This is a genomic window from Micromonospora fiedleri (genome assembly GCF_016774385.1).
GTDB lineage: Bacteria > Actinomycetota > Actinomycetes > Mycobacteriales > Micromonosporaceae > Micromonospora > Micromonospora gifhornensis.
In genome coordinates, this window is sequence record NZ_JAETXL010000006.1 from 205,389 (window position 1) to 225,327 (window position 19,939).

At 72.5% G+C, this 19,939-nt stretch carries 24 protein-coding genes; 8 read left to right on the forward strand and 16 right to left on the reverse strand.

Annotation, left to right across the window (positions count from 1 at the left end):
• Position 1: 1 nt before the first annotated feature.
• From JMF97_RS18015 to JMF97_RS18030, 4 genes are all read right to left on the reverse strand, one after another.
• Positions 2-808, reverse strand: coding sequence for a helix-turn-helix domain-containing protein (locus JMF97_RS18015; protein WP_203222612.1), 807 nt, complete (start codon positions 806-808; stop codon positions 2-4).
• A 102-nt stretch (positions 809-910) separates the two neighbouring features.
• Positions 911-2,350: a sensor histidine kinase gene (locus JMF97_RS18020; protein ID WP_203222886.1), complete on the reverse strand. Its 1,440-nt coding sequence runs from the start codon at positions 2,348-2,350 to the stop codon at positions 911-913.
• Between the two features lie 17 nt (positions 2,351-2,367).
• A complete protein-coding gene (locus JMF97_RS18025; RefSeq protein ID WP_412101341.1) occupies positions 2,368-3,111 on the reverse strand; it encodes a response regulator transcription factor in 744 nt (247 codons plus the stop codon).
• 75 nt (positions 3,112-3,186) lie between these two features.
• Entirely contained in the window at positions 3,187-3,408 is a 222-nt protein-coding gene (locus JMF97_RS18030) for a DUF8847 domain-containing protein (protein WP_013734430.1), read from the reverse strand.
• Positions 3,409-3,563: 155 nt separating this feature from the next.
• Between JMF97_RS18030 and JMF97_RS18035 the strand changes: the two genes are divergently transcribed.
• The 3 genes from JMF97_RS18035 to JMF97_RS18045 all read left to right on the forward strand — a co-directional run bounded on the left by JMF97_RS18035 (position 3,564) and on the right by JMF97_RS18045 (position 6,237).
• The gene (locus tag JMF97_RS18035) at positions 3,564-4,505 is read left to right on the forward strand and encodes a serine/threonine-protein kinase (RefSeq protein ID WP_203222614.1); all 942 of its coding nucleotides are present in this window, start codon (positions 3,564-3,566) and stop codon (positions 4,503-4,505) included.
• Between the two features lie 59 nt (positions 4,506-4,564).
• Positions 4,565-4,987, forward strand: a complete 423-nt coding sequence (locus tag JMF97_RS18040; protein WP_013734432.1) for an OsmC family protein — start codon at positions 4,565-4,567, stop codon at positions 4,985-4,987.
• Positions 4,988-5,361: 374 nt separating this feature from the next.
• Complete coding sequence (locus tag JMF97_RS18045) at positions 5,362-6,237, forward strand: hypothetical protein (protein ID WP_203222615.1); 876 nt, start codon at positions 5,362-5,364, stop codon at positions 6,235-6,237.
• Positions 6,238-6,243: 6 nt separating this feature from the next.
• On the opposite strand, the gene JMF97_RS18050 is transcribed toward JMF97_RS18045, so the two are convergent.
• The 4 genes from JMF97_RS18050 to JMF97_RS18065 form a co-directional block, all read right to left on the reverse strand.
• Complete coding sequence (locus JMF97_RS18050) at positions 6,244-6,696, reverse strand: response regulator (protein ID WP_203222616.1); 453 nt, start codon at positions 6,694-6,696, stop codon at positions 6,244-6,246.
• Positions 6,697-6,750: 54 nt separating this feature from the next.
• The gene (locus tag JMF97_RS18055) at positions 6,751-7,104 is read right to left on the reverse strand and encodes an STAS domain-containing protein (protein ID WP_203222617.1); all 354 of its coding nucleotides are present in this window, start codon (positions 7,102-7,104) and stop codon (positions 6,751-6,753) included.
• 77 nt (positions 7,105-7,181) lie between these two features.
• Positions 7,182-8,240 (reverse strand): cobalamin B12-binding domain-containing protein, encoded by a 1,059-nt coding sequence (locus JMF97_RS18060; RefSeq protein ID WP_438803761.1) that lies wholly within the window; start codon positions 8,238-8,240, stop codon positions 7,182-7,184.
• Positions 8,237-9,967 (reverse strand): PP2C family protein-serine/threonine phosphatase, encoded by a 1,731-nt coding sequence (locus JMF97_RS18065; protein WP_203222618.1) that lies wholly within the window; start codon positions 9,965-9,967, stop codon positions 8,237-8,239. The genes JMF97_RS18060 and JMF97_RS18065 overlap by 4 nt, the downstream gene beginning before the upstream one ends.
• 244 nt (positions 9,968-10,211) lie before the next feature.
• Here JMF97_RS18065 and JMF97_RS18070 point away from each other — a divergent pair, with 244 nt between their 5' ends.
• Positions 10,212-10,568 carry an STAS domain-containing protein gene (locus JMF97_RS18070; protein ID WP_498043310.1) on the forward strand — a complete coding sequence of 119 codons (357 nt, stop codon included), beginning with the start codon at positions 10,212-10,214 and terminating at the stop codon, positions 10,566-10,568.
• A 98-nt stretch (positions 10,569-10,666) separates the two neighbouring features.
• Positions 10,667-11,011 (forward strand): STAS domain-containing protein, encoded by a 345-nt coding sequence (locus JMF97_RS18075; protein ID WP_203222620.1) that lies wholly within the window; start codon positions 10,667-10,669, stop codon positions 11,009-11,011.
• Positions 11,012-11,069: 58 nt separating this feature from the next.
• On the opposite strand, the gene JMF97_RS18080 is transcribed toward JMF97_RS18075, so the two are convergent.
• Positions 11,070-11,363: a hypothetical protein gene (locus JMF97_RS18080; protein ID WP_102656401.1), complete on the reverse strand. Its 294-nt coding sequence runs from the start codon at positions 11,361-11,363 to the stop codon at positions 11,070-11,072.
• A 207-nt stretch (positions 11,364-11,570) separates the two neighbouring features.
• On the opposite strand from JMF97_RS18080, the gene JMF97_RS18085 reads away from it, so the two are divergent.
• Complete coding sequence (locus JMF97_RS18085; RefSeq protein WP_203222621.1) at positions 11,571-12,551, forward strand: 4a-hydroxytetrahydrobiopterin dehydratase; 981 nt, start codon at positions 11,571-11,573, stop codon at positions 12,549-12,551.
• A 123-nt stretch (positions 12,552-12,674) separates the two neighbouring features.
• Here the strand turns inward: JMF97_RS18085 and JMF97_RS18090 are convergent, their stop codons facing one another.
• The 5 genes from JMF97_RS18090 to JMF97_RS18110 all read right to left on the reverse strand — a co-directional run bounded on the left by JMF97_RS18090 (position 12,675) and on the right by JMF97_RS18110 (position 16,772).
• A complete protein-coding gene (locus JMF97_RS18090) occupies positions 12,675-13,976 on the reverse strand; it encodes an NAD(P)/FAD-dependent oxidoreductase (protein ID WP_203222622.1) in 1,302 nt (433 codons plus the stop codon).
• Positions 13,977-14,026: 50 nt separating this feature from the next.
• Positions 14,027-14,311: a DUF6510 family protein gene (locus JMF97_RS18095; protein ID WP_203222623.1), complete on the reverse strand. Its 285-nt coding sequence runs from the start codon at positions 14,309-14,311 to the stop codon at positions 14,027-14,029.
• A gap of 54 nt (positions 14,312-14,365) precedes the next feature.
• Positions 14,366-15,088 (reverse strand): ferredoxin reductase, encoded by a 723-nt coding sequence (locus JMF97_RS18100; RefSeq protein ID WP_203222624.1) that lies wholly within the window; start codon positions 15,086-15,088, stop codon positions 14,366-14,368.
• 8 nt (positions 15,089-15,096) lie between these two features.
• The gene (locus tag JMF97_RS18105) at positions 15,097-15,687 is read right to left on the reverse strand and encodes a sulfite oxidase-like oxidoreductase (RefSeq protein ID WP_203222888.1); all 591 of its coding nucleotides are present in this window, start codon (positions 15,685-15,687) and stop codon (positions 15,097-15,099) included.
• Between the two features lie 68 nt (positions 15,688-15,755).
• Positions 15,756-16,772: a TerC/Alx family metal homeostasis membrane protein gene (locus tag JMF97_RS18110; RefSeq protein WP_203222625.1), complete on the reverse strand. Its 1,017-nt coding sequence runs from the start codon at positions 16,770-16,772 to the stop codon at positions 15,756-15,758.
• A gap of 221 nt (positions 16,773-16,993) precedes the next feature.
• On the opposite strand from JMF97_RS18110, the gene JMF97_RS18115 reads away from it, so the two are divergent.
• Positions 16,994-18,160 carry a CaiB/BaiF CoA transferase family protein gene (locus JMF97_RS18115; protein WP_203222626.1) on the forward strand — a complete coding sequence of 389 codons (1,167 nt, stop codon included), beginning with the start codon at positions 16,994-16,996 and terminating at the stop codon, positions 18,158-18,160.
• Positions 18,161-18,230: 70 nt separating this feature from the next.
• Here JMF97_RS18115 and JMF97_RS18120 read toward each other — a convergent pair whose 3' ends face one another.
• Positions 18,231-18,641 (reverse strand): DUF2267 domain-containing protein, encoded by a 411-nt coding sequence (locus JMF97_RS18120; protein WP_203222627.1) that lies wholly within the window; start codon positions 18,639-18,641, stop codon positions 18,231-18,233.
• Between the two features lie 141 nt (positions 18,642-18,782).
• Between JMF97_RS18120 and JMF97_RS18125 the strand changes: the two genes are divergently transcribed.
• Complete coding sequence (locus tag JMF97_RS18125) at positions 18,783-19,055, forward strand: DUF2795 domain-containing protein (protein WP_013734449.1); 273 nt, start codon at positions 18,783-18,785, stop codon at positions 19,053-19,055.
• Between the two features lie 220 nt (positions 19,056-19,275).
• On the opposite strand, the gene JMF97_RS18130 is transcribed toward JMF97_RS18125, so the two are convergent.
• Complete coding sequence (locus tag JMF97_RS18130) at positions 19,276-19,932, reverse strand: hypothetical protein (RefSeq protein WP_203222628.1); 657 nt, start codon at positions 19,930-19,932, stop codon at positions 19,276-19,278.
• Positions 19,933-19,939: the final 7 nt, after the last annotated feature.

A 19,939-nucleotide genomic window follows, 5' to 3' on the forward strand; every position in this document is an offset into this window, starting at 1 on the left:
TTCAGGTGGTCAGCAGTGCGGTGGGTGGCACACCGGCGAGGGCGCGCACGTCGCGGGTCAGGTGCGCCTGGTCGGCGTAGCCGGTCCGGGCGGCCACCTCGGCCAGCGACATGCCCGCCCGGGCCAGGGCCAGCGCCCGGCGCATCCGCAGGATCCGGGCGAGGGTCTTCGGGCCGTACCCGAACAGGTGTCGGCTGTGTCGCAGCAGGCTGCGCTGGTCGAGCCCGGCCCGGGCGGCGGTCTCGGCCACGGTGGCGCCGGTGGCCAAGGCGGCGGCCACCCGCAGGCCCAGCGGGTCAGCTCCGCCGGCCGCCCGCAGTCGGCGGGCCGCCACCGCCGCCAGGAGCGTGCCGACGTCGTACAGCCCGGCGTCGGCAGCGCCACGGCCCACCGCCGCGTCGGACTGAGCCGCAGCGTCGGCCCCGGGCGCAGCGTCGGCCTCGGGTGGTCGGGGCGGCGCGGGTGACGACGACGCCGCGTCGGCCGCCTGGTCGGCCAGGATGCCTGCCGCTCGGGCACCCCAGAGGTCGGCGAGGGGCACCCGCTGGTCGCGCAGTTCGACGGCGGGGACTCCGAAGACGGCCGGACCGACACCGGGCGGCAGGCGCAACCCGACCCAGCGCTCGGCCGGCGCGCTCGTGCTCAGGTGCGCGGTGCGGTCCGGCCCGGCGACCAGCAGCCCGAGCCGGCTGGACCAGAGCAGATCCAGGCATCCGTCGGGAAGCACCCGGACGGGTCGCGGGTGCGCCGGGGCGCTGCTGGTCCACAACACCGCCCCGGCCACCCCGGCCGGACGTTCCCGATACACGTCGCCAGTCTGCCCCGCTGCGGCGACGTCCGCCCCGCTGCCGCGCCCGAGCGGCAGCTCGGTGACCGGCCCGGACAGCGCCCTGGTGGGCGGGGCGGGCGGCTATCCGCCGTCCAGGGTGGGGTCGGGCAGCCGGACGGTGAACACGGTGCGGCCGGGCCGGCTGTCGAGGGTGACGCTGCCGTGGTGGGCCGCCACCACCGCGGCGACGATGGCCAGGCCGAGGCCGGTGCTGCCGTGGGCGCGGGAGCGGGAGCTGTCGCCGCGGGCGAACCGTTCGAAGACCTCGGCCCGTAGTTCGGCGGGGACGCCGGGGCCGTCGTCGGTGACGCTGAGTTCGGCGACCTCGCCGGCCAGCCGCAGGCTGGTGGTGACGGTGCTGCCGGGCGGGGTGTGTACCCGCGCGTTGGTCAGCAGGTTCGCCAGCACCTGGTGCAGCCGGGCAGGATCGCCGGGCACCCGGATGACCTGGTCGGGCAGGTCGAGCTGCCAGCGGTGGTCGGGGCCGGCGACGTGGGCGTCGCTGACCGCGTCCACCACCAGCGCGGTGAGGTCGACCGGCTCGACCGCCAGGGGGCGGCCGGAATCGAGCCGGGCCAGCAGCAGCAGGTCGTCGACGAGGCTGGTCATCCGGGTGCTCTCCGACTCGACCCGGCGCAGGGCGTGCGCCACGTCGGCGGGTACCTGGTCGTGGCCGCGTCGGGCCACCTCGGCGTAGCCGCGGATCGCCGCCAGCGGCGTACGCAGTTCGTGGCTGGCGTCGGCGACGAACTGGCGTACCCGGGTCTCGCTGGCCTGGCGGGCGGCGAGCGCGGCGGCGACGTGCCCGAGCAGCCGGTTGAGCGCGGCACCGACCTGCCCCACCTCGGTACGCGGGTCGGTGTCGGCGGTCGGCACCCGTTCGGAGAGCGCCACCTCGCCGCGGTCCAGCCGCAGTTCGCTGACCCGGCCGGCGGTGGCGGCGACCCGGCGCAGCGGGCGCAGGGTGGCCCGGACGATCACCGTGGCGGCGGTGCCGGCGACGAGCAGCCCGGCGGCGGTGACGCCGGCCTGGGCCAGCACCATCCACCACACGGTCTCCTGCACCCCGGACAGTGGCACGCCGAGCACCCGGACGGCGCCGGCGGTGGACTGCCGGGCGACGAGCCGGTAACTGCCTCGGTCGCCGAGGTCACGGCTGTGCGCGCGGCCGTCGGTGGGCACCGTGGCCAACGCGGCGACCTCGTCGACAGGTACCGCCTGCTCCTGCCGGTCGGCAAGCGTCCACGCCTCGGTGACCTGCCCGTCGACGACGCGGGCGTTGATCGTGCCCGGAGGGAAGCCGCGCGGCACCCGCATGTCGGACCAGGACGGGGCACCCGGCCCCGGCTCCCACGGCGTCGGAGCGCGCATCCCCGCCATCGGGAGCAGTTGCTCGTCGAGCCGGGAGACCAGGAACTCCCGCAGCGCCGCCGTGGTGATCCCGCCGATGGCCAGGCTGACCACGGCCAGCAGGGCAACCAGGGTGACCACCAGGCGGGTCCGCAGGGACCACCCGGCCACCCAGCGGCGCAGCACGCTCACTCCGCCGGTTTGAGCAGGTATCCGGCGCCACGCAGCGTGTGGATCATCGGCTGCCGACCGGCGTCGATCTTCTTGCGCAGGTACGAGATGTACAGCTCGACCACGTTGGCCTGGCCGCCGAAGTCGTAGTTCCACACCCGGTCGAGGATCTGCGCCTTGCTCAACACCCGACGGGGGTTGCGCATCAGGTACCGCAGCAGCTCGAACTCGGTGGCGGTCAGGGTGATCAGCTGACCGCCCCGGCGTACCTCGTGGCTCTCCTCGTCCAGAGTGAGGTCACCGACGGTCAGCACCGCGTCCTGCCGGGCGGTGACGGCGAAGCCGGAGCGGCGCAGCAGGGCGCGCAGCCGGGCGATCACCTCCTCCAGGCTGAACGGCTTGGTCACGTAGTCGTCGCCGCCCACGGTCAGCCCGGCGACGCGCTCCTCCACCGCGTCGCGGGCGGTCAGGAAGAGCACCGGCACCGTGGCGTTGTCCTCGCGCAGCTTGCGCAGCACCTCGAAGCCGTCGAGGTCGGGAAGCATCACGTCGAGCACCACGGCGTCGGGCTGGAACTGGCGGGCGGCGCGGATCGCGCCCATGCCGTCACCGGCCGCGCGCACCTGCCAGCCCTCGTAGCGCAGGGCCATCGACAGCAGGTCGGTCAGGGTCGGCTCGTCGTCGACCACCAGCACCCGGACCGGTTCGCCGTCGGGCCGGCGCAGCTCGACCCGTCCCGGCCCGGCCTCCCTCTCGGTCATCATGACCTCATCGTGGTCCGGCGCGTTGGAGACGGCTTGTGCGGATTCTGTGAGTGTGCTGTGCGTACCGGTGGGTCATTCGGTCACCCCGACCGGGTCGGTGCGCACGTAGCGCATCGTCCAGACCGTGCCGTCGGGCCGCTGGCGGGCGTAGAGGTGGTCGGCGGCCGGGGTGGGCGCCGCCTCCGGTCGCCGCAGCACCCACAGGCGGGGCGGAGCACCGTCGGGGCCGGCCGGTAGCTCCCGAACCAGGTCGTGGGCCGGGCCACCGACAAAACGTACGGTCACCTCACTCATCACCCGTATCCCTCCAGACTCCCTGGTATCGCGCTCCCGGCTCGCACGCTAACGCACCGACCGCGATCTCAGGCCGGTTTGCCCTGATCGGCGGCCGGGTACGGGTGCCGAAGCCGCCGGTGAGGCGGGCGCGAGGCGAGGGCAAGGGGCGGTCGATGAGAACGCTGGACGGGCGGTACCGGCTCGAACAGCGCATCGGTGTCGGCGGCATGTCGGAGGTCTGGCGGGCCCACGACACGGTGCTGGACCGGCCGGTGGCGGTCAAGCTGGTGTCCCCGGATCAGCCGGACGGCACGGCGTCGGTGGAACGGATCCGGGCCGAGGCGCGGTCCGCCGCCCGGTTGGCGCATCCCAACATCGCCAGCGTGCACGACTTCGGCACCTGCGCCACCATTCCGGGCCGGGAGACGCCGTACCTGGTGATGGAGCTGGTGCAGGGCGAGACGCTCGCCGCTCACCTGCGCGCCGGCCCGCTGGACTGGCGCATCGCAGTGCGGGTGTGCGCGGAGGTGAGCGCCGCCCTGGCCGCCGCGCACGGGCACGGCATCGTGCACCGCGACGTCAAACCGGCAAACGTCATGCTCACGCCGTCCGGGGTTAAGGTGCTCGACTTCGGCATCGCCACGCCCGCCGGTTCCGCCGACACCGTCCCCGAAGGCATGGTCGTCGGTACGCCGGCGTACCTGGCCCCGGAACAGCTGCGCCGGGCGCCCAGCACGCCCGCGGCCGACATGTACGCCCTCGGCGTGCTGCTCTACTACTGCCTGACCGGGCGGCTGCCGTACACCGCCGACAGTGTCACCCAGCTTCTCGGACCGCAGCGGCGGCAGCCGCCGCAGCCGCTGCCCGAGGTGCCCGGGCTGCCCGCCGAGGTGGCCGAGATGTGTCGGCGCTGCCTCGCCGAGGAGCCGCTGCTGCGGCCGAGCAGCCTGGTCGCGGCGCTGCTGCTGGCCGAGGTGGTGGACGCCCGGGTGTACGTGCCGATGCACGAGCCGCTGTTGCCGCGACAGCGCGCGGTGAGCCCGTGGACGGAGCAGGCGGCCGCCGAGGCCACCGAGGCGGTGGTCGGGGCCCAGTGGAGCCGGCACGGCGGGTGAGTTCCGGTTTCACCGGGGCGGCGTCGGGTAGCCGGGCGGTGAGTGACGGGAGGAACGCGATGCCGAGTTCCTGGCTGAACGAGGTTGCCGCCGCGACCGCCGAGGGCGGTCACATTCACACCGACGACGAGGCGCTGTCCACCACCCTCGCCTCACCGCTGGCACCACACAGCACGGGGCTGACCCCCTCGCAGCTGCTCGCCGCCGCGTACGCGTCCTGCCTGCACCATGCCGCGGTGGAGGCGGCCGGCGGGATCACCGACGAGGCCCACACCGTGCAGGTACGCGCGGAGGCCAAGCTGGGTCGCGACGACGACGGGCGGTACCGGGCCGACGTGCACGCCTCGATCTCCTCGGTCGGTCTGAGCCGTGAGCAGCTCGCCGAACTGGTCGAGCACGCCGACCGGCTGTGGCCGTTCTCCCGCGACGACGGCGGCCGCCACCGGCTCACCGTCACCCCGGCCGAGAACGGGCGGCATTAAGCAGCCTCCGTCGGGCGGCTGGCCCGCCTCGGGCCGGCTCCTGCCCCGGCCGGATCAGCTTCGGGGCGTGCCAGACACGCGGATCGGGATCGTCCAGGGGCTGGGCCGACTGTCCCAGGTGCCCGCCCTGGGGGGCCGATGGCGGGGTCGGTCGTTCGGTGGATGCCGACCAATGCGGTCAAAACGTCAACCAAGATCACCTTTTCCTGCTGCTTTTCGATGACATTCCGGTCATGGTGGAAATAGCAGGTTGCTGCCGATCGTCGGCTATCGCCGCCGCTGAGGGGAATCACCCGGCCGCTAGCCGCAAAATGTGACTCATGCCATCAAGCCACCCGGGTGGCAGGACGCCGAGACCTCTCTAACCTCGGCGGATGCACCCCGACGACGACTTCGACCAGAAGCTGCCCCCACAGCAACAGGTGAGCCAGTCGGCCGATGGTTCATCACCCGAAAGGGTGACCGGCCGGCATCGCGCCGCGATTGCGCCCCGTCGCGGCATCGCCGCCGCACTGGGCGGCACCGGGCTCCGGATGGCCCTGGCCACCGGCGTGGCCTGCTGCCTCGGCGTGACCGCGGTGGCGGTGGCGTCGACCCGCGACACCGACGAAGCCCCCCGCCCTCAGGTGGCCGAGGCCGTGGCCGACCGCGTGCTGGCCGCCGAGGACAGTGCCGCCTCCAGATCCCTGGAACGCACCAGCCCTTCCCCCACCCCGTCGAGCAGCCCCAGCCCGTCCGCCTCCCCCACCGCCAAGCCGTCCGCCACCCCGAAGCCGAAGAAGACGACGGCCAAGCCGACGAAGCCACCCCGCCCCAGGCCGGTCGCCGGGCTGACCCAGGCGCAGATGGACAACGCCAAGGTGATCGTGGATGTCGGCGTCGACATGAAGATCCCGCGCAAGGGCCTGGTCGTCGCCGTCGCCACCGCGATGCAGGAGAGCACCCTGCTCAACTACGCCAGCGGCGTGCTGCCCGAGTCGCAGAACTACCCCCACCAGGCCATCGGCTGGGATCACGACTCGGTCGGGCTGTTCCAGCAGCGCCCGAGCAGCGGCTGGGGCACTGTCCGCGACCTGATGCGTCCCGCGTACTCGGCCCGCGTTTTCTACGAGGCCTTGCTGGAAGTGCCCGGCTGGGAGCAGATGAGCCTGACCCTGGCCGCGCAGGCCGTGCAGATCTCCGCCTTCCCGTACGCGTACGCCCAGCACGAGGAGCGGGCGAACACCATCGTCGCCGCACTCCTGAGCTAGGACGGGTCAGGGGCGCTGCTTGGGCAGCACGACCACCCGGCCGAAGAACTCGTCGATGCGGTGCACCACGTCGTTGAAGTCGTCGAGGTCGATCGGCTTGGTGACGTACGCGTTGGCCTGGAGGGTGTAGCTGCTGATGATGTCCGTGTCCGCGTTCGACGTGGTCAGTACGACGATCGGAATGGTGCGCAGGTCCGCGTCGCCCTTCACCTCGCCCAGCACCTGACGCCCGTCCATCCGGGGCATGTTGAGGTCGAGCAGGATCACGTCCGGGCGGTGCGCGTCGGTGTGCCGGCCCTCGCGGCGCAGAAACTCCATCGCCTCCTGACCGTCGCCGACCACGTCGATGACCTTGTCGACGTCGGAGGAGGAGAGCGCCTCCTCGATCATGAGCACGTCACCCGGGTCGTCGTCCACGACGAGGATGCGAACCGGGTCAAGGGTACGAGCGGCCATCATTACCTGCCTCAGGTCGGCGAGGACGGGATCTGCGATCCTGTGCTGGCGGGGAATCTAACCCATTCCGGCACGATCGTCCGGGCCTGGGTCGGCAGAACCGTACCCGAGCACATCGGCCAGGCCGGTCACCTTGAGCACCCGCTCCACCCGACCGGTCGCGCCGGTGATCCGCAGCCAACCGCCCTGCTCGGCAGCGCGGTTGTCGCCGCGTACGAAGACGGCGATCCCGGTCGAGTCGCAGAACGTCAGCTCGGTCAGATCGATCAACAACCGCCGCTGCCCGGCGGCGGCCAACCGGTCGATCGCCTCGTTCAACTCGGGGGCGCTGCTCATGTCGAGCTCGCCGGCGAGACGGAGGCGGGCCGGTCCGCCACCGTCACGATCGGCGTACGTGACGGTGAGCGCCACGACAATCCCCTCTCGCCGCCCGGGACGAATGCTTGCAGTGCGGCAAGTATAGTGCGTGCCACACGGCGGGCCGCATTTTACGCCTCCGACGGAAGGGGTCGCCGCCCTGCCGCCGGCAGCGACGCGCCACCGGCTCGCAGGAACGCTGCGGCGCGCGGAAAGTCGTGCAGCACGCCCGCGTAGTGCCGCAACGTCGCACCCACCGCGGCGGCCGGCACTCCTCGACTGGCCAGAATGGTCACCAGCCACTCGACGAACTCGGTGAACAACGAGCCGTCGTCGACATAGAGCGCGGCGGCGAGGAAGTCCAGGATGTAGCCGAGATCGCTGACCGTCGAGTCGAACTGGGCCGGGGTGTAGTCACCGAAGCCCGGCATCCGCCGCGCCAGGTCGGCCAGCGCGCTGTCGATCAGTTCGCCACGTCGACCGACCAGGCCGGCGTACTCGTCGTCGGCCAGGTGGGCCAGGTCGGCCGGTGCCACGGCCCGCAGCACCCGCTCGTCGGCGAGCAGGTCGGCGGCGGAGGGGCCGTCCGGTGCCCAGGTCATACCGAGCCGACGCGCCCAGCGGCCGTCCGCGCCGAAACCCCGGCCGCCGACCACGACCGGCACGTCCGAACGCTGACACGCCTCGATCATCCGGTGGGCCTGGGGCAGCCGCATCGGCAACGCGCAGGCCAACGCGACCGCGTACGCGTCATGCCGGTGCAGGTACGACACCAGATGCGCGGCGGGCACGCTGGCCCCCAGGAAGGTCACCTGCCAGCCCCGCAGCCGCAGCACCTCGGCGACCAGCCGCGCCGGCAGGGCGTGCCACTCACCGTCCATACAGGCCACCACGATCCGACCGCGGTCGCCTCGGGGATTGGCGTACGCGGCGATCGCCGCCACCACCCGCTCGCTGACGTGCGTGGCCGCGTGTTCCTGGGCCACACTCCACTCGTTGCGCGCCCACCGCTCCCCCACCTCGGCCTGCGCCGGTGCGACCAGGTCCAGCAGCACCCGGTCGGCGGGCACGCCCGCGTCGAGCAGTTCCCGGGCCACCTCGACGGCGGCCGGTTCGTCGGCTTCGGCGAGGCAGTGCAGATAGCGCGGGTAGAGCGCTGCGGGAGAGGTGCCCGTCGTCGCCATGGTCACGAGGTCGTCGCCCCTTCCCGCACCACCGGAGTCGGAGTGGGCACCGCGTGCAGGTGCCGCTGTGGCCGGGTGCCGGTGGCACGCAGCGCCAGCACCGCGATGTCGTCGTGGTCGCGTTGGGCCAGCCAGTCGCAGGTGATCTGCTCGACCCGTTCGGCGAGGGCCGGCGCCGGCATCCGCTGGCAGCCGGTCAACGCCTGCATCAGGCGCTCGGTGCCGAGTTGCTCCGCGCCCCGGCGACCGCCGCGTGCCTCGGTCACGCCGTCGCTGTAGAGCAGACAGGTCTCGCCGGGGGCGAGTCGGGTGGAAACCTGGCTGACCCGCGGGTCCGGGACCACCCCGATGAGCATCCCGTTGAGCGGGAGCTGTTCCACCTCACCGGAGGACCGCACCACCAGCGGGGGCAGGTGGCCTCCGCCGGCCAGCGTCAACGCCAGGCCGCCGTCACGGTGCGGCCGGACCACACCCAGCACCATCGTGGCGAACCGGCCCTGCCCGTGCGCCAGGGTGCTCTCCAGCAGCGCGTCGTTGAGCAGCCGCAGCAACCGGGCCGGCTGCGCCTCGATGCGGTGCAGCGCGTGCAGGCACTGGCGCAGCTGGCCGGTGAAGACCGCGGCCTCCACCCCCTTGCCCGAGACGTCGCCGAGAAAGAACACCGAGCCGCCGTCGGGCAACCGGTGGGAGCCGTAGAAGTCGCCGCCGATGCGCAGACCGGCCTGCGCCGGTCGGTACGCCGTGCCCCACTGCCCGCCCGGCACCTCCGCCGGCTCCACCGGCAGCAGGCTCGCCTGCAACGTGTCGGCCACCTCGGCCTGGTTGCGGTAGAGCAGGGCGGTGGTCAACGCCGCGCCGGCCCGGTCGGCGAAGGCCCGCAGCAGGTCGAGATCGTCGTCGGTGTACCAGCGGGCCGCCGGCCGGGCCACCAGCAGCACGCCCACCGGCGCGTCCCGACCGGGCAACGCCACCAGTCGGACGCTGGCGTCGGCGGCGTCGATGCCGGGCAGCCAGCCCGCTTCGACGGCCTGTTCGGCAAGCCAGTCGACGGCGTACGGCTGGACACCGTGCAGGCTGTCGGTGACGGCTGCGGGCAGCTCCGCCGCGGCCAGCACACCTCGGTCCACAGTAGGCAGGTCGTCCTCGGCCCGGCGGGCTCGCCACCACCGGGCCCGCCCGGAGCGGGGTGCCAGGATCAGCACGGCCGCCTCGGCCAGCGTCGGCACGGCGAGCCGCACCACGGCAGCGGCGGCACGGTCGGGATGCAACGGGTTGCCGAGCTTCTCCCCCACCACGGCCAGGAAGGCCGAGCGGGCGCGTTCGGCCGCCAACTCGTCGGCCGGGTCGCTGTCCTCGCTGACATCCTCGACGTACCAGCAGGTCGGGCCGGCGGAGAGCGGCACCCGCCGGACCCGCAGCCGACGTCCGTTGCGGACGATCTCGGCGGTCGAGCCGTCCAGTGCGTCGAACACGGCGCAGGAGCCGCCCACGACGATCTCCGGAAGCAGTCGCTGCGCGACCGGGCTCACCTGCCACACCACGCCGTCCGGGCCGCACAGCACCAGCCCTTCCCGGAGGTGCTCGACGATCTCCGGCCAGCCGGCGAACTCCGACGAATCGATGGTGGGCGGGGCGGCGGTGGACGCGGCAGGGCTCCACGCCGGGGCCTGCGGGGCACTCGGCGTGAACCGTCCGTCGCCGGGGTCGATGTCCCTGACGTCGGCACCAGTCACCAGGTGAGCCCCACTCCTTCTCGATGCCGCACCCGCGCGCCGCGGTGTGCCTGGTCGCGTTCCGTCACCAGGGTACGCCGGTGTCGGCGCACCGCCAGTCGGGCGACGCTCCGACGCTACCGGCCGCCCCTCAGTCAGGGCGACGAAGGTTGTTACGATCCGGACGCCCCTGCCCGCCCGCCAGCCGCGGAAGGCGTGATCGTTGCTGTCCCACGGTCGAAGACCCGAGACCACGCCACTGAGCGTGATCGTCGACCGGTCCGATCCCGACATGCCGGTGATTCGGGTGGGCGGCGATCTCGCCTACACCACCGCGAGCCCGCTGCGTTCGGAGATCGACCGGGAACTGCAGGCCGGTCCCGCCACCCTCGTGCTCGACTTCGCCAACCTCCAGTTCATCGACAGCACCGGGCTCAGCATCATCGTGCACACCTGGCGTGAAGGGCTGCGCGACGGCGTGACCCTGCGGTTGCGCGCGGTGCCTCGGTTCCTGGAGACCATCCTGGACATGACCGGGGTCACCGGCCTGCTCGCCCGCTCGACGAGCGGCGACGCACCGCTCGGCACCGAGCCGGACGGGCAACCCACGGTCACCGCCTGAGCGACCCGCGTAGTCGGCGGGACACCGGCCGTTCGCGCGGCGGTGAATCGCGCACCCCCGCGACTTGCGTTCCGCGGCGGGGCTGGGAGCATGGAGGTATGTCCTCCCAGCTGTTGGCCATCGAGGTCAGCCGGTTCGATGTCGGACGTGCGGAGCTGCGGCTCACTGGTGACCTGGACTTCGACAGCGCTCCGGAACTGATCAGCGCCGTCGAGAAGCTACGCCGGGACGGCTACCAGCAGCTCGTCATCGACCTGGCCGGAGTGGCGATGTGCGACTCCTCCGGTCTGAGCGCGCTCGTGGTGGCCCACCGGGGCAGTCCGGTCCCGATCCGGCTGGTCGGCCTCAACCCCAAACTGCGACAACTGCTCGACCGCACCGGTCTGGCCGAGTTGCTCCAGGTCTCGACCGCCGACGCCGGCGACGCGCAGGCCGCCGGCTGACACCGGCGTCGGGGGTGCCCCCGACCCTGGGACCAGGGGCCGGGGGCCGGAGGATGGCTCAGGGCGCCGTCACGACCGATCCGGCACGACGGGCCTCGGGCATCGGCTCCGCGTCGTCGGGCGGGCCCGAATCCGGCGTCTGGAACAGATAGCGGACGAACTCCGCATCTGTCCCGCCGTCACCGGGCCACTGTCCCGCGCAGTCGACACCGATCACCTCACGTCCGGTGCCGTCGGCATCTTCCAGCAGAGCCCACAGGCTCACCGGATAGCAGCGGGTGTTCTCGGGGGCCAGTCGCCAGCGGGCGTACCAGCCGGGCCGAGCCGGGACGATCTCGACAATCCGCTTCATCATGACCTGCCCTCCGCCGTGCCTCGGAAGATCTCCGGTCCGCTGCGATCATCGACGCCGGTCGGGTGAGCGGCCCTCACCCGGCCGGGATGAAGCGTGCCTGCCCGCGCCGTCTTGCGAGCCGGGCCGATCGTTTCGTGCCCGGTAGCGGTGGGAAGGCCACCGGCGAAGCCCGAAGCAGCACACCAGCGGAAGCGAGGTGTCAGCATGCGCAAGCAGATGGAGGGCGACAACCAGCGGCGGCGGGCGCTGGCCCGGCAGGCCCGCGAGCGCGGCCGGCAGGCCGCCGACACGGGCGCCAGCCTGAGCGCGTCGAAGCAACTCACCCATCTCGACCAGTCCCGACGATCCGGCCCACCGGCGGCCGGTCAGCGCCACAAACCGAACACCACGCGAGGTGGTCCCGCTCCGCCGTCGGCCGGTGTCCCGCAGACCAGTCGACCGCTGCCCGAGGCGGGCGTGGGCAACCCCGGCGTCACCACCATGGGCTACCAGGATCTCGTCGCGGACGTCAGCCGGCGAGCCGGCGTCGACTTCCGCACCGCGAAGGTGGGTGTGGAGTCGACGGTGCTCGTGCTGGCCTGGGCGCTGGGCACCGCCGAGCGTCAACGTCTGCTGGCGGCGGTGCCGGCGTCGCTGCACGACGTCGTGCCGGTCGACGGCATCGAACGGCGCGAGGATCTGCCCGGCTTCCTGTCCGAGGTGGGACGGATCAGCGGCCGCAGTCCCGAGCAGGCCCGTTACCAGGCCGAGGCCACCCTCGCGGCGCTCGCCGAGCGCGACGGGGACCTGGTCGAGTCGCTGCACGTGCCGGACCAGTTGCGGGAACTGCTGGAACCGATGGCCGTCGGCGGTGGCCTGGTCGGCGCCAGTAGCGCCACCGCGCCGCTGACCGGCTCGGAACTGGCCGCCGCGCTCGATGCGCTGCCGTACTGGTCGGGCGACGACGAGGTGCTGACGCGCACCCTTGAGCTGCCGTCGGACAATCTCGACCGGGTTCTGGATCGGCTCGACCAACTCCGCGTCCAGAACGGTCGGGGGCCGCGTATCGGCCGGGCAGACCCGACCACGGCGGTGCTCACCGTCCGCACCGGTAATGCCGGTGGGGTGACCGCGCTGGATGTCGACCTGGCCCACACGATCGACGCCGCCATCGACGAGGCGGGCGCCGGCCTGAACGCCGGCTGAGCAGGCGTCCGGCCGGATCGAGCGGGCCGGACGCCTGCGGGTAGCAGGAACGAGGCCGGTGGGCACCCCGTCCACCGGCCTTGTGGCCTGTCCGTACTGATCACCACACCGGTCCGTACCGGCTCAGTGCGCCCAGGCGGGCACCTCCGGCGAGGTGCTCTCCAGCGGCACCGCATCGGCCGGTACGAGGCCCAGCTGGGTCGCCGAGCGGGGCAGCGCCGCGTCCAGCACCCAGTCGGCGCTCACCCTGGCCCGGTTTCCGGGGATGGCCAGCAGGTGGTAGCCCCGGGTGACGGCCTTCGCAGGCAGGCCGGACAACGGCACGTTGAGCGGGTTGGCCGCGGCCTGCTTGCCGCCCAGATCGACCACCCAGCCCAGATCATGGTGCTTGTACGGGCGACGCCGGCCCTGACCGTAGGAGGCGGCGATGTTGTGTGCGGCGAGCCGGCCCTGGCGCTGGGCGTGCTGCGCGGTCATGGTGCAGATCTCACCCGGCCGGGTCAGATCCGGCACCGCGGCGGCGTCACCGCAGGCGTACACCTCGGGGAAGCCGGGGACGTTGAGGTACTCGTCGACGACCAACCGCCCCTTCTCGGTACGCAGACCCAACTGCGCCACGAACGGGTCGGGGCGTACCCCGACGCACCAGACCAGCGAGCAGGTGGGCACGTACTCCCCGTCGGTGAGCTTGACGCCGTCGGCGGTCGCCACGGCGACGGAGGTGCCCATCCGGACGTCCACGCCGCGTCGGCGCAGCACCCGGTCCGCGGTGCGCGACATGCGCTGGTCCAACTCGGGCAGCACCCGCGGCGCGACGTCCAGCAGCATCCACTTCGGGCGGATCTTCAACCGGGGTCGCTGGCTGGCGAGTTCGTCGGTGAAGAGCTGCCCGTGCGCGGCCACCTCCGTACCGGTGTAGCCGGCACCGACCACGACGAAGGTCGACCGGGCCTGCTGCTCGGCCGGGTCCGTCGCCTGCTCGGCCAGCTCGATCTGCCGGATCACGTGGTCGTGCAGGTACAGCGCCTCGGGCAGGCCACGGAAGCCGTGCGCGTACTCGGTCACCCCGGGGATCGGCAGGAGCTTGTTGACGCTGCCGACGGAGAGGATCAGCCGGTCGTACGCCAGCCGGTTACGGTCCCCCTCGGGCTGGGTGAAGCCGACCCACCGGTTCTGCAGATCGACGTGATCGGCCTCGCCGATGACCACACGGACGTCGCCCAGCGTGCCGGTCAGCGGCACGGCGATCCGGCCGGGCTCCACCACACCCGCCGCCACCTCGGGCAGCAGCGGCAGATACAGGAAGTAGTCGGTCGAGTTGAGCAGGACGATCTCGGCCCGGCCGCGGGCCAGCCGGCTCAGCGTCTTCGCCGCGTGGTAACCGGCGAACCCGGCTCCCACGATCACCACACGAGGTTTCGTCATCTTGGCCCGGTTCCCGTGGATGACTGAGGCAAACGTCCACGCCGGCCCGGTCACCCTCCGGCGTTCACCTGCGGCAGCGGCAGCTGGAGCAGGGCGGTCCCGCGCAGGTCCAGGAAGGCTTGGTCCGGCGCGCGGACCAGTCGCATCATCACCTCGGCGCAGGTCGGGCAGCGCACCACGAGTCCCGGTGCGTGCGAGTAGACCCGCAGGGCGGCGACCGGGCCGGTGGCGCCGCAGTGGGCGCATCGGCCGGTGGCCGTGCTCAAGTCGACCGCGAACACCTCCCCCAACGGGCCGTCGAGCATGTTGCCGTCGACGTACGGCAGCGTGGTCATACCGGGCCTCCTTCACTCAGAGCCGCTCGGGCGGTACTCAGCCGGTGTACTTCCTCAGCCGGTCGGGCCGAAGCGTTCGGTCCGCACCAGGCGGGCCGGGTGTCCCAACCCGACGAGCAGGTCGGCGACGGTCTCCACGAACCCGGTGGGGCCGCAGACGTACACCCGGGGTTCCAGCTCCGGCGGCCAGCCGTGGGTGTTGACGTCGGCGAGGCCGATCCGGTGCGGCCGGCCCGGCCACTGCTCGGGCGCCTCGCGGGTGTAGACGTACGCCACGTCGAGGCCGGCGTCGTCACGGACCCGCTGACGCAACTCCTCGGCGTAGAACACGTCGTCCGGGGTGCGTACGGAATAGATCAACCGGAACGGGACGCGACTGCCCGCCGCCCGGCGGGCCCGGATCATGGCCATCAGCGGCACCACGCCCGACCCGCCGGCGACCAGCAGCACCGGTTCGGTCTGCTGCGGTCGCCAGATGAACCAACCGCCCAGCGGCCCACGAACCTCCACCGGGTCGCCCACCTGATAGCCGTCCACCAGGAACGGCGACACCTCGCCGTCGGGCACCCGCTGCACGGTCACCTCGATCCGGTCGCCGTCGGCGGGACCGGCCAGGGAGTACGAGCGGGCGGCCTGGTAGCCGTCGGGGGCGGTGAGGCGGATGTCGACGTGTTGGCCGGGCAGGTGGCCGGGCCAGTCCGGCACCTCGAGCACCAGGGTCTGCGCGGTCGCCGTCTCGACCCGGCGGCTGACCAGCCGGGCCGGCTGCCAGCGCATCCGCGCGCTCAATCGCCCTGGTACCGCTGCTCACGCCACGGGTCACCGTAGTCGTGATAGCCGGCGGTCTCCCAGAACCCGGGGGTGTCCTCGTGGCCCAGGTGGATGCCGCGCACCCACTTGGCGGACTTCCAGAAGTAGAGATGCGGCACCAGCAGCCGGGCCGGACCGCCGTGTTCGGCGGGGAGGTCCTCCCCGTCGAAGGTGTGCACCAGCCAGGCCTGCCCGTCGAGCAGGTCGTCCAGCGGCAGGTTGGTGGTGTAGCCGCCGTAGCAGTGCGCCAGGGCGTAGTCGGCGGCGGTGTCCACGTCCTCGAAGAGGGTGTCCAGGGACACCCCCCGCCAACTGGTGCCGAGCTTCGACCAGCGGGTGACGCAGTGGATGTCGACGGTCGGCGTCTGTTGGGGCAGCGCCATCATCTCGTCCCAACTCCACCGGTGCTCGGTGCCGGTCTCGGTGGTGATGACGAACTCCCAGGTGTCACGCGGCACCTTCGGCGTGGGACCGGCGGAGAGCACGGGAAAGTCCGGTGTCAGGTACTGCCCGGGCGGCAGATCCGGCGCAGCGGAACGCGGCCGACCCGAGAAGCCCGGCGTGATGATTCCCACCGCTCAGTCCTACCACGCCCGGGAGTACGCCGGGCCGCCTTCCCAGGCCGGCCGGCGGGTCACCGTCGTTCGGTGACGACCTCCTTCGACCCGGGTACGACGTTGCGGGTGGCCCGCAGGCTGGTGATGGTGACGATGATCAGCACGGCGACGATGACCATCAGGGAGATCTCGGTGGGGATGATCGGGACGCTCTCCCAGATGCCGTGCGCCCAGTGCAGACCGAGCTTGACGCCGATGAAGGCCAGGATGATCGCCAGACCGTAGCTGAGGTGCACCAGCCGGCTCAGCGCCGCGTGCAGCACGAAGTACAGCGCCCGCAAGCCGAGCAGGGCGAAGGCGTTGGTGGCGAAGACGAGGTACGGGTCCTCGGTGATGCCGTAGACCGCGGGCACCGAGTCGACGGCGAAGACCACGTCGGTGGCGAGGACCGCCACGACCACCAGCGCGAGCGGAGTCAACGCCCGGCGACCGTCGACCCGGACGGTCATCTTGGTGCCGTGGTACTCGTTGACCACCGGCATGAACCGGCGCAGCAGGCGCACCGAGCGCATGTTGGCGATGTCGACGCTCTGCTCGTGGCCGGTGAAGGCGTCCCGGAGCAGTTTGGCCGCGGTGAACAGCAGGATCAGCGCGAAGATCAGGAAGGCGAAGTCGAGCGTCTGCAGCGCCGCCGCGCCGAGGGCGATGAAGATGCCGCGCAGCACCAGCGCACCGGCGATGCCGAACAGCAGTACCCGCTGGGCGAGCACGCTCGGCACCGCGAAGGCGGCCAGCAGCAGCATGAAGACGAAGAGGTTGTCGACCGACAGCGACTTCTCGACCAGGTAGCCGGCGAGGTAGTCGATGCCCTCCTGTCTGCCGTACTGGGACCAGACCCAGGCGCCGAAGGCCAGCGGCAGGGCTATGTAGAAGGCGGACCAGCCGAGTGCTTCCTTCAGCGACACCTCGTGCGGGCGCCGGGTCACCACGAAGTCGAGCACCAGCAGCGCGATGACTCCGGCAATGGTGATCGCCCAGAGCGAGGGCGTGCCGATGGACTGCAAACCGGCAGCTACGTACGACATTTCGGACATGGGGCCTCCTCGAACACCGTGTCATGTTCGAGGTCTCCTTCACCCACGGAATCGTGGGCAACCACCCGAGGCGCACCCTGGGCACGCCGTACTGACCGGTATGGTTCGTGGGAAGTACTCCCCTCGTCCCGACAAGGTTAGGACAGCCCGAACCGGCCCGCCAGGCGGGGCGGGCGGGTCGCGTCTCACGGGCGCGGATGCGAACCCCTATCGTGGCCGAGATGACCGCTGAGCTGCCGACCGGCCCGTTGACCGGCGTACGCGTGATCGAGCTGGCCGGCATCGGACCCGGCCCCTTCGCCGCGATGATGCTCGCCGACCTCGGCGCCGACGTGATCCGGGTGGACCGGGTCGGCGACGTGGACCCGAGCGGCTTCGGCACCCCGCACCCGGACCTGCTCAACCGGGGGCGTCGCTCGATCGCCGTGGACCTCCGGTCGACCGACGGCCGGGAGGTGGCGCTGGCCCTGATCGGCGACGCCGACGCCCTGATCGAGGGTTTCCGCCCGGGTGTGACCGAACGGCTCGGCCTCGGCCCGGCCGACTGCCACGCGCTCAACCCACGACTGGTGTACGGCCGGATGACCGGCTGGGGGCAGGACGGCCCGTACGCGCCGTACGCCGGACACGACATCACCTACCTGGCCCTGACCGGCGCCCTGCACGGCATCGGCCGGGCCGCAGAGCCACCGGTGCCCCCGCTCAACCTGCTCGGCGACTTCGGCGGCGGCGGCATGATGCTGGCCCTGGGCGTCGTGGCCGCGCTGTACGCGGTACGCGGCGGCGCGGCCGGACAGGTGGTCGACGCGGCGATCGTGGACGGCGTCGCGGTGCTCAGCACCCAGATCCACGCACTGCGCAGGCTGGGCATGTGGCAGGACCCTCGCGGGGGGAACCTGCTCGACGGCGGCGCCCCGTTCTACGACAGCTACGAGTGCGCCGACGGCCGGTACATCGCCGTCGGCGCGTTGGAGCCGAAGTTCTACGACGAACTGGTCCGCCGCACCGGTTTCCCGCTGCCGCCGGACGAGGCGCCCGACCGCACCGACCCGGCGAACTGGCCGGCCCTGCGGGCGGCCTGGGCGCGGCTGTTCCGCACCCGGCCCCGGGACGAGTGGGCGGCCCTGCTCGCCGCCTCCGACTCCTGCCTGGCACCGGTGCTCGACTGGCAGGAGGCGCCGGAACACCCCCAGCTGGCCGCCCGACGGACCTTCGTCGTCCACGACGGGGTACGCCAGCCGGCGCCGGCTCCCCGGTTTTCCGGCAGCCCGACGGCGATACGTCGACCACCACCATGGCCCGGTGAACACACCGACGAGGTGCTCGACGAGATTGGCTACCCGGCGGACCGGGTGGCGCAGCTGCGGACCGCCGGTGCGATCGGCTGAGCCCGCCCTGCCCGGCATCGCGCCGCGCCACCGCCGTGCCGCCCTGCCGCCGTGTCGGCCCGTGGGTCGGTCAGCGGCGGCGCAGGGTGGCGCCGGGGGCCATCGCGGGCTCGACGATGTCGCGGTAGTCGCGGGGCAGTTGCACGACCAGCTCGTCGAACTCGCCGCCGGTCACCGCCTCACGGATGGTGACGAACACCGCGCTGATCACGTCGCGGGCCGCCGACTCGTCGATCTGGGCGCGCAGCGCCACCCGGGCGACGAACTCGCCGGCGCCGAAGCGCTCCGCCGCCTCGGTGGCGGGTGTCGGTCGCAGCGGCAGCCGCAGCGGCTCGGGCAGTTGAACGGCCAGATCCAATACCTCGCCACCGGTCAACCGGTCGGCGAGCGTCGCCAGGGTGGCCTCGATCAGCTCCACCGCCCGCTGCGAGGACGTGCTGGTGCGCTGGGCGACCTGATCGACGAACGTGTCGTAGTTCATCGTGTACCCCCTCGCCGCGCGGTTACCCGCCGCTGCGCGCCGGAAACGGCTGCCGGTTTTCCCGCTTGCGGCGCGTGACACCGGCTCGGCCGGGTAACCGCGCCCGGTCGTGGCGGATCGAAGCCGGGAGGAACCGACATCATGGCGAGTTACGCCGACGTACTGCACTACCTGTCCAGTTTGGACTACCCCGCCGGCAAGGACGACGTGCTACGCGAGGCGGAACGGGAGGGAGCTCCGCCGGACGTGCTGCGTGCCCTGCGCGCGTTGCCGCCGGTGGACTATGCCAACGGCCCGGAGGTGGCCCGCTCGGCGGGCATCGAGGCAGCTCCCGAGGTGGACGACGCACAGCGCGCCGCCGCCGGCCGGGACAAGCGGCATCAGAGGGTCTCGCAACACCTGCGCAGCATCTGAAACGGGCGGCGCGGCGGCCGGAGCGTCAGGAGGGCGCCCCGGCCACGAACCGCGACCGGCGGCGCCCCTGAGTAGCCACCTGCCCTGGTGGCGTCCCGTCCGAACCGGTCGGGACCACCAGGCGGCCCACGACTCACCCGAACCGGGCGAGCGCTGCTACCGCGAGAATCTTACGACACGCATCAGCCGAACGGCCAACAGGGGTCGCCGAACGCACATCTCACGCGGGCAGCTCCGCGTACCGGCGCTCCAGGTCGATCCGGGCCAACGCCCCGACCAGCCAGGCCAGCCGTTCCGACTCGCCACCGCCGGCCAGCACGGCGAGATCCTCGGCGGAGCGGCCCAGCTTGAGCCGGCGGGCCGCGGCCAACGCCCGCCGGTCGGCCACCGGCGCCACCTCGCCCCACAGCGCCTGCACCTCGCGCAGGAAGAGCTCGACGACCGCGGTGTCCACCCCGGGGAGCGCGGTGAGCAACTCCCGCTCGCGGTCCGGGTCGTACCCGGCCGCGGAGCGCAGCCGCCGCAGGTCGCCCCGATACCGCTGCACCACGGTACGGGCCAGGTCACCCAACAGGTCGGCCAGCGCGTCGACGTCACCGCGTTGACCGCTCTCGCGCAGCACCCGGACCAGGTCCTCGTGCAGGGCGCGGGCCAACCGGGCGGCGCTGTCCCACCCGGCGTCCGGCAGCGCGTGCGCGCTGTCCAGGGCCCGCCGGTAGTCGCCGCGGCGAGCCAGCAGGATCGCGAGGCAGAGCAGCTGGAACAGGCTGGACGGATTGTTCGTCACCCGGAAGCCGTACTGCTCGGCGAAGCCTCGACCGCTGCCGGCCAACCGGCGTACCAGACGCTTCTTGTCCTCGATGGTGGACGTTGTCATGCCGGCT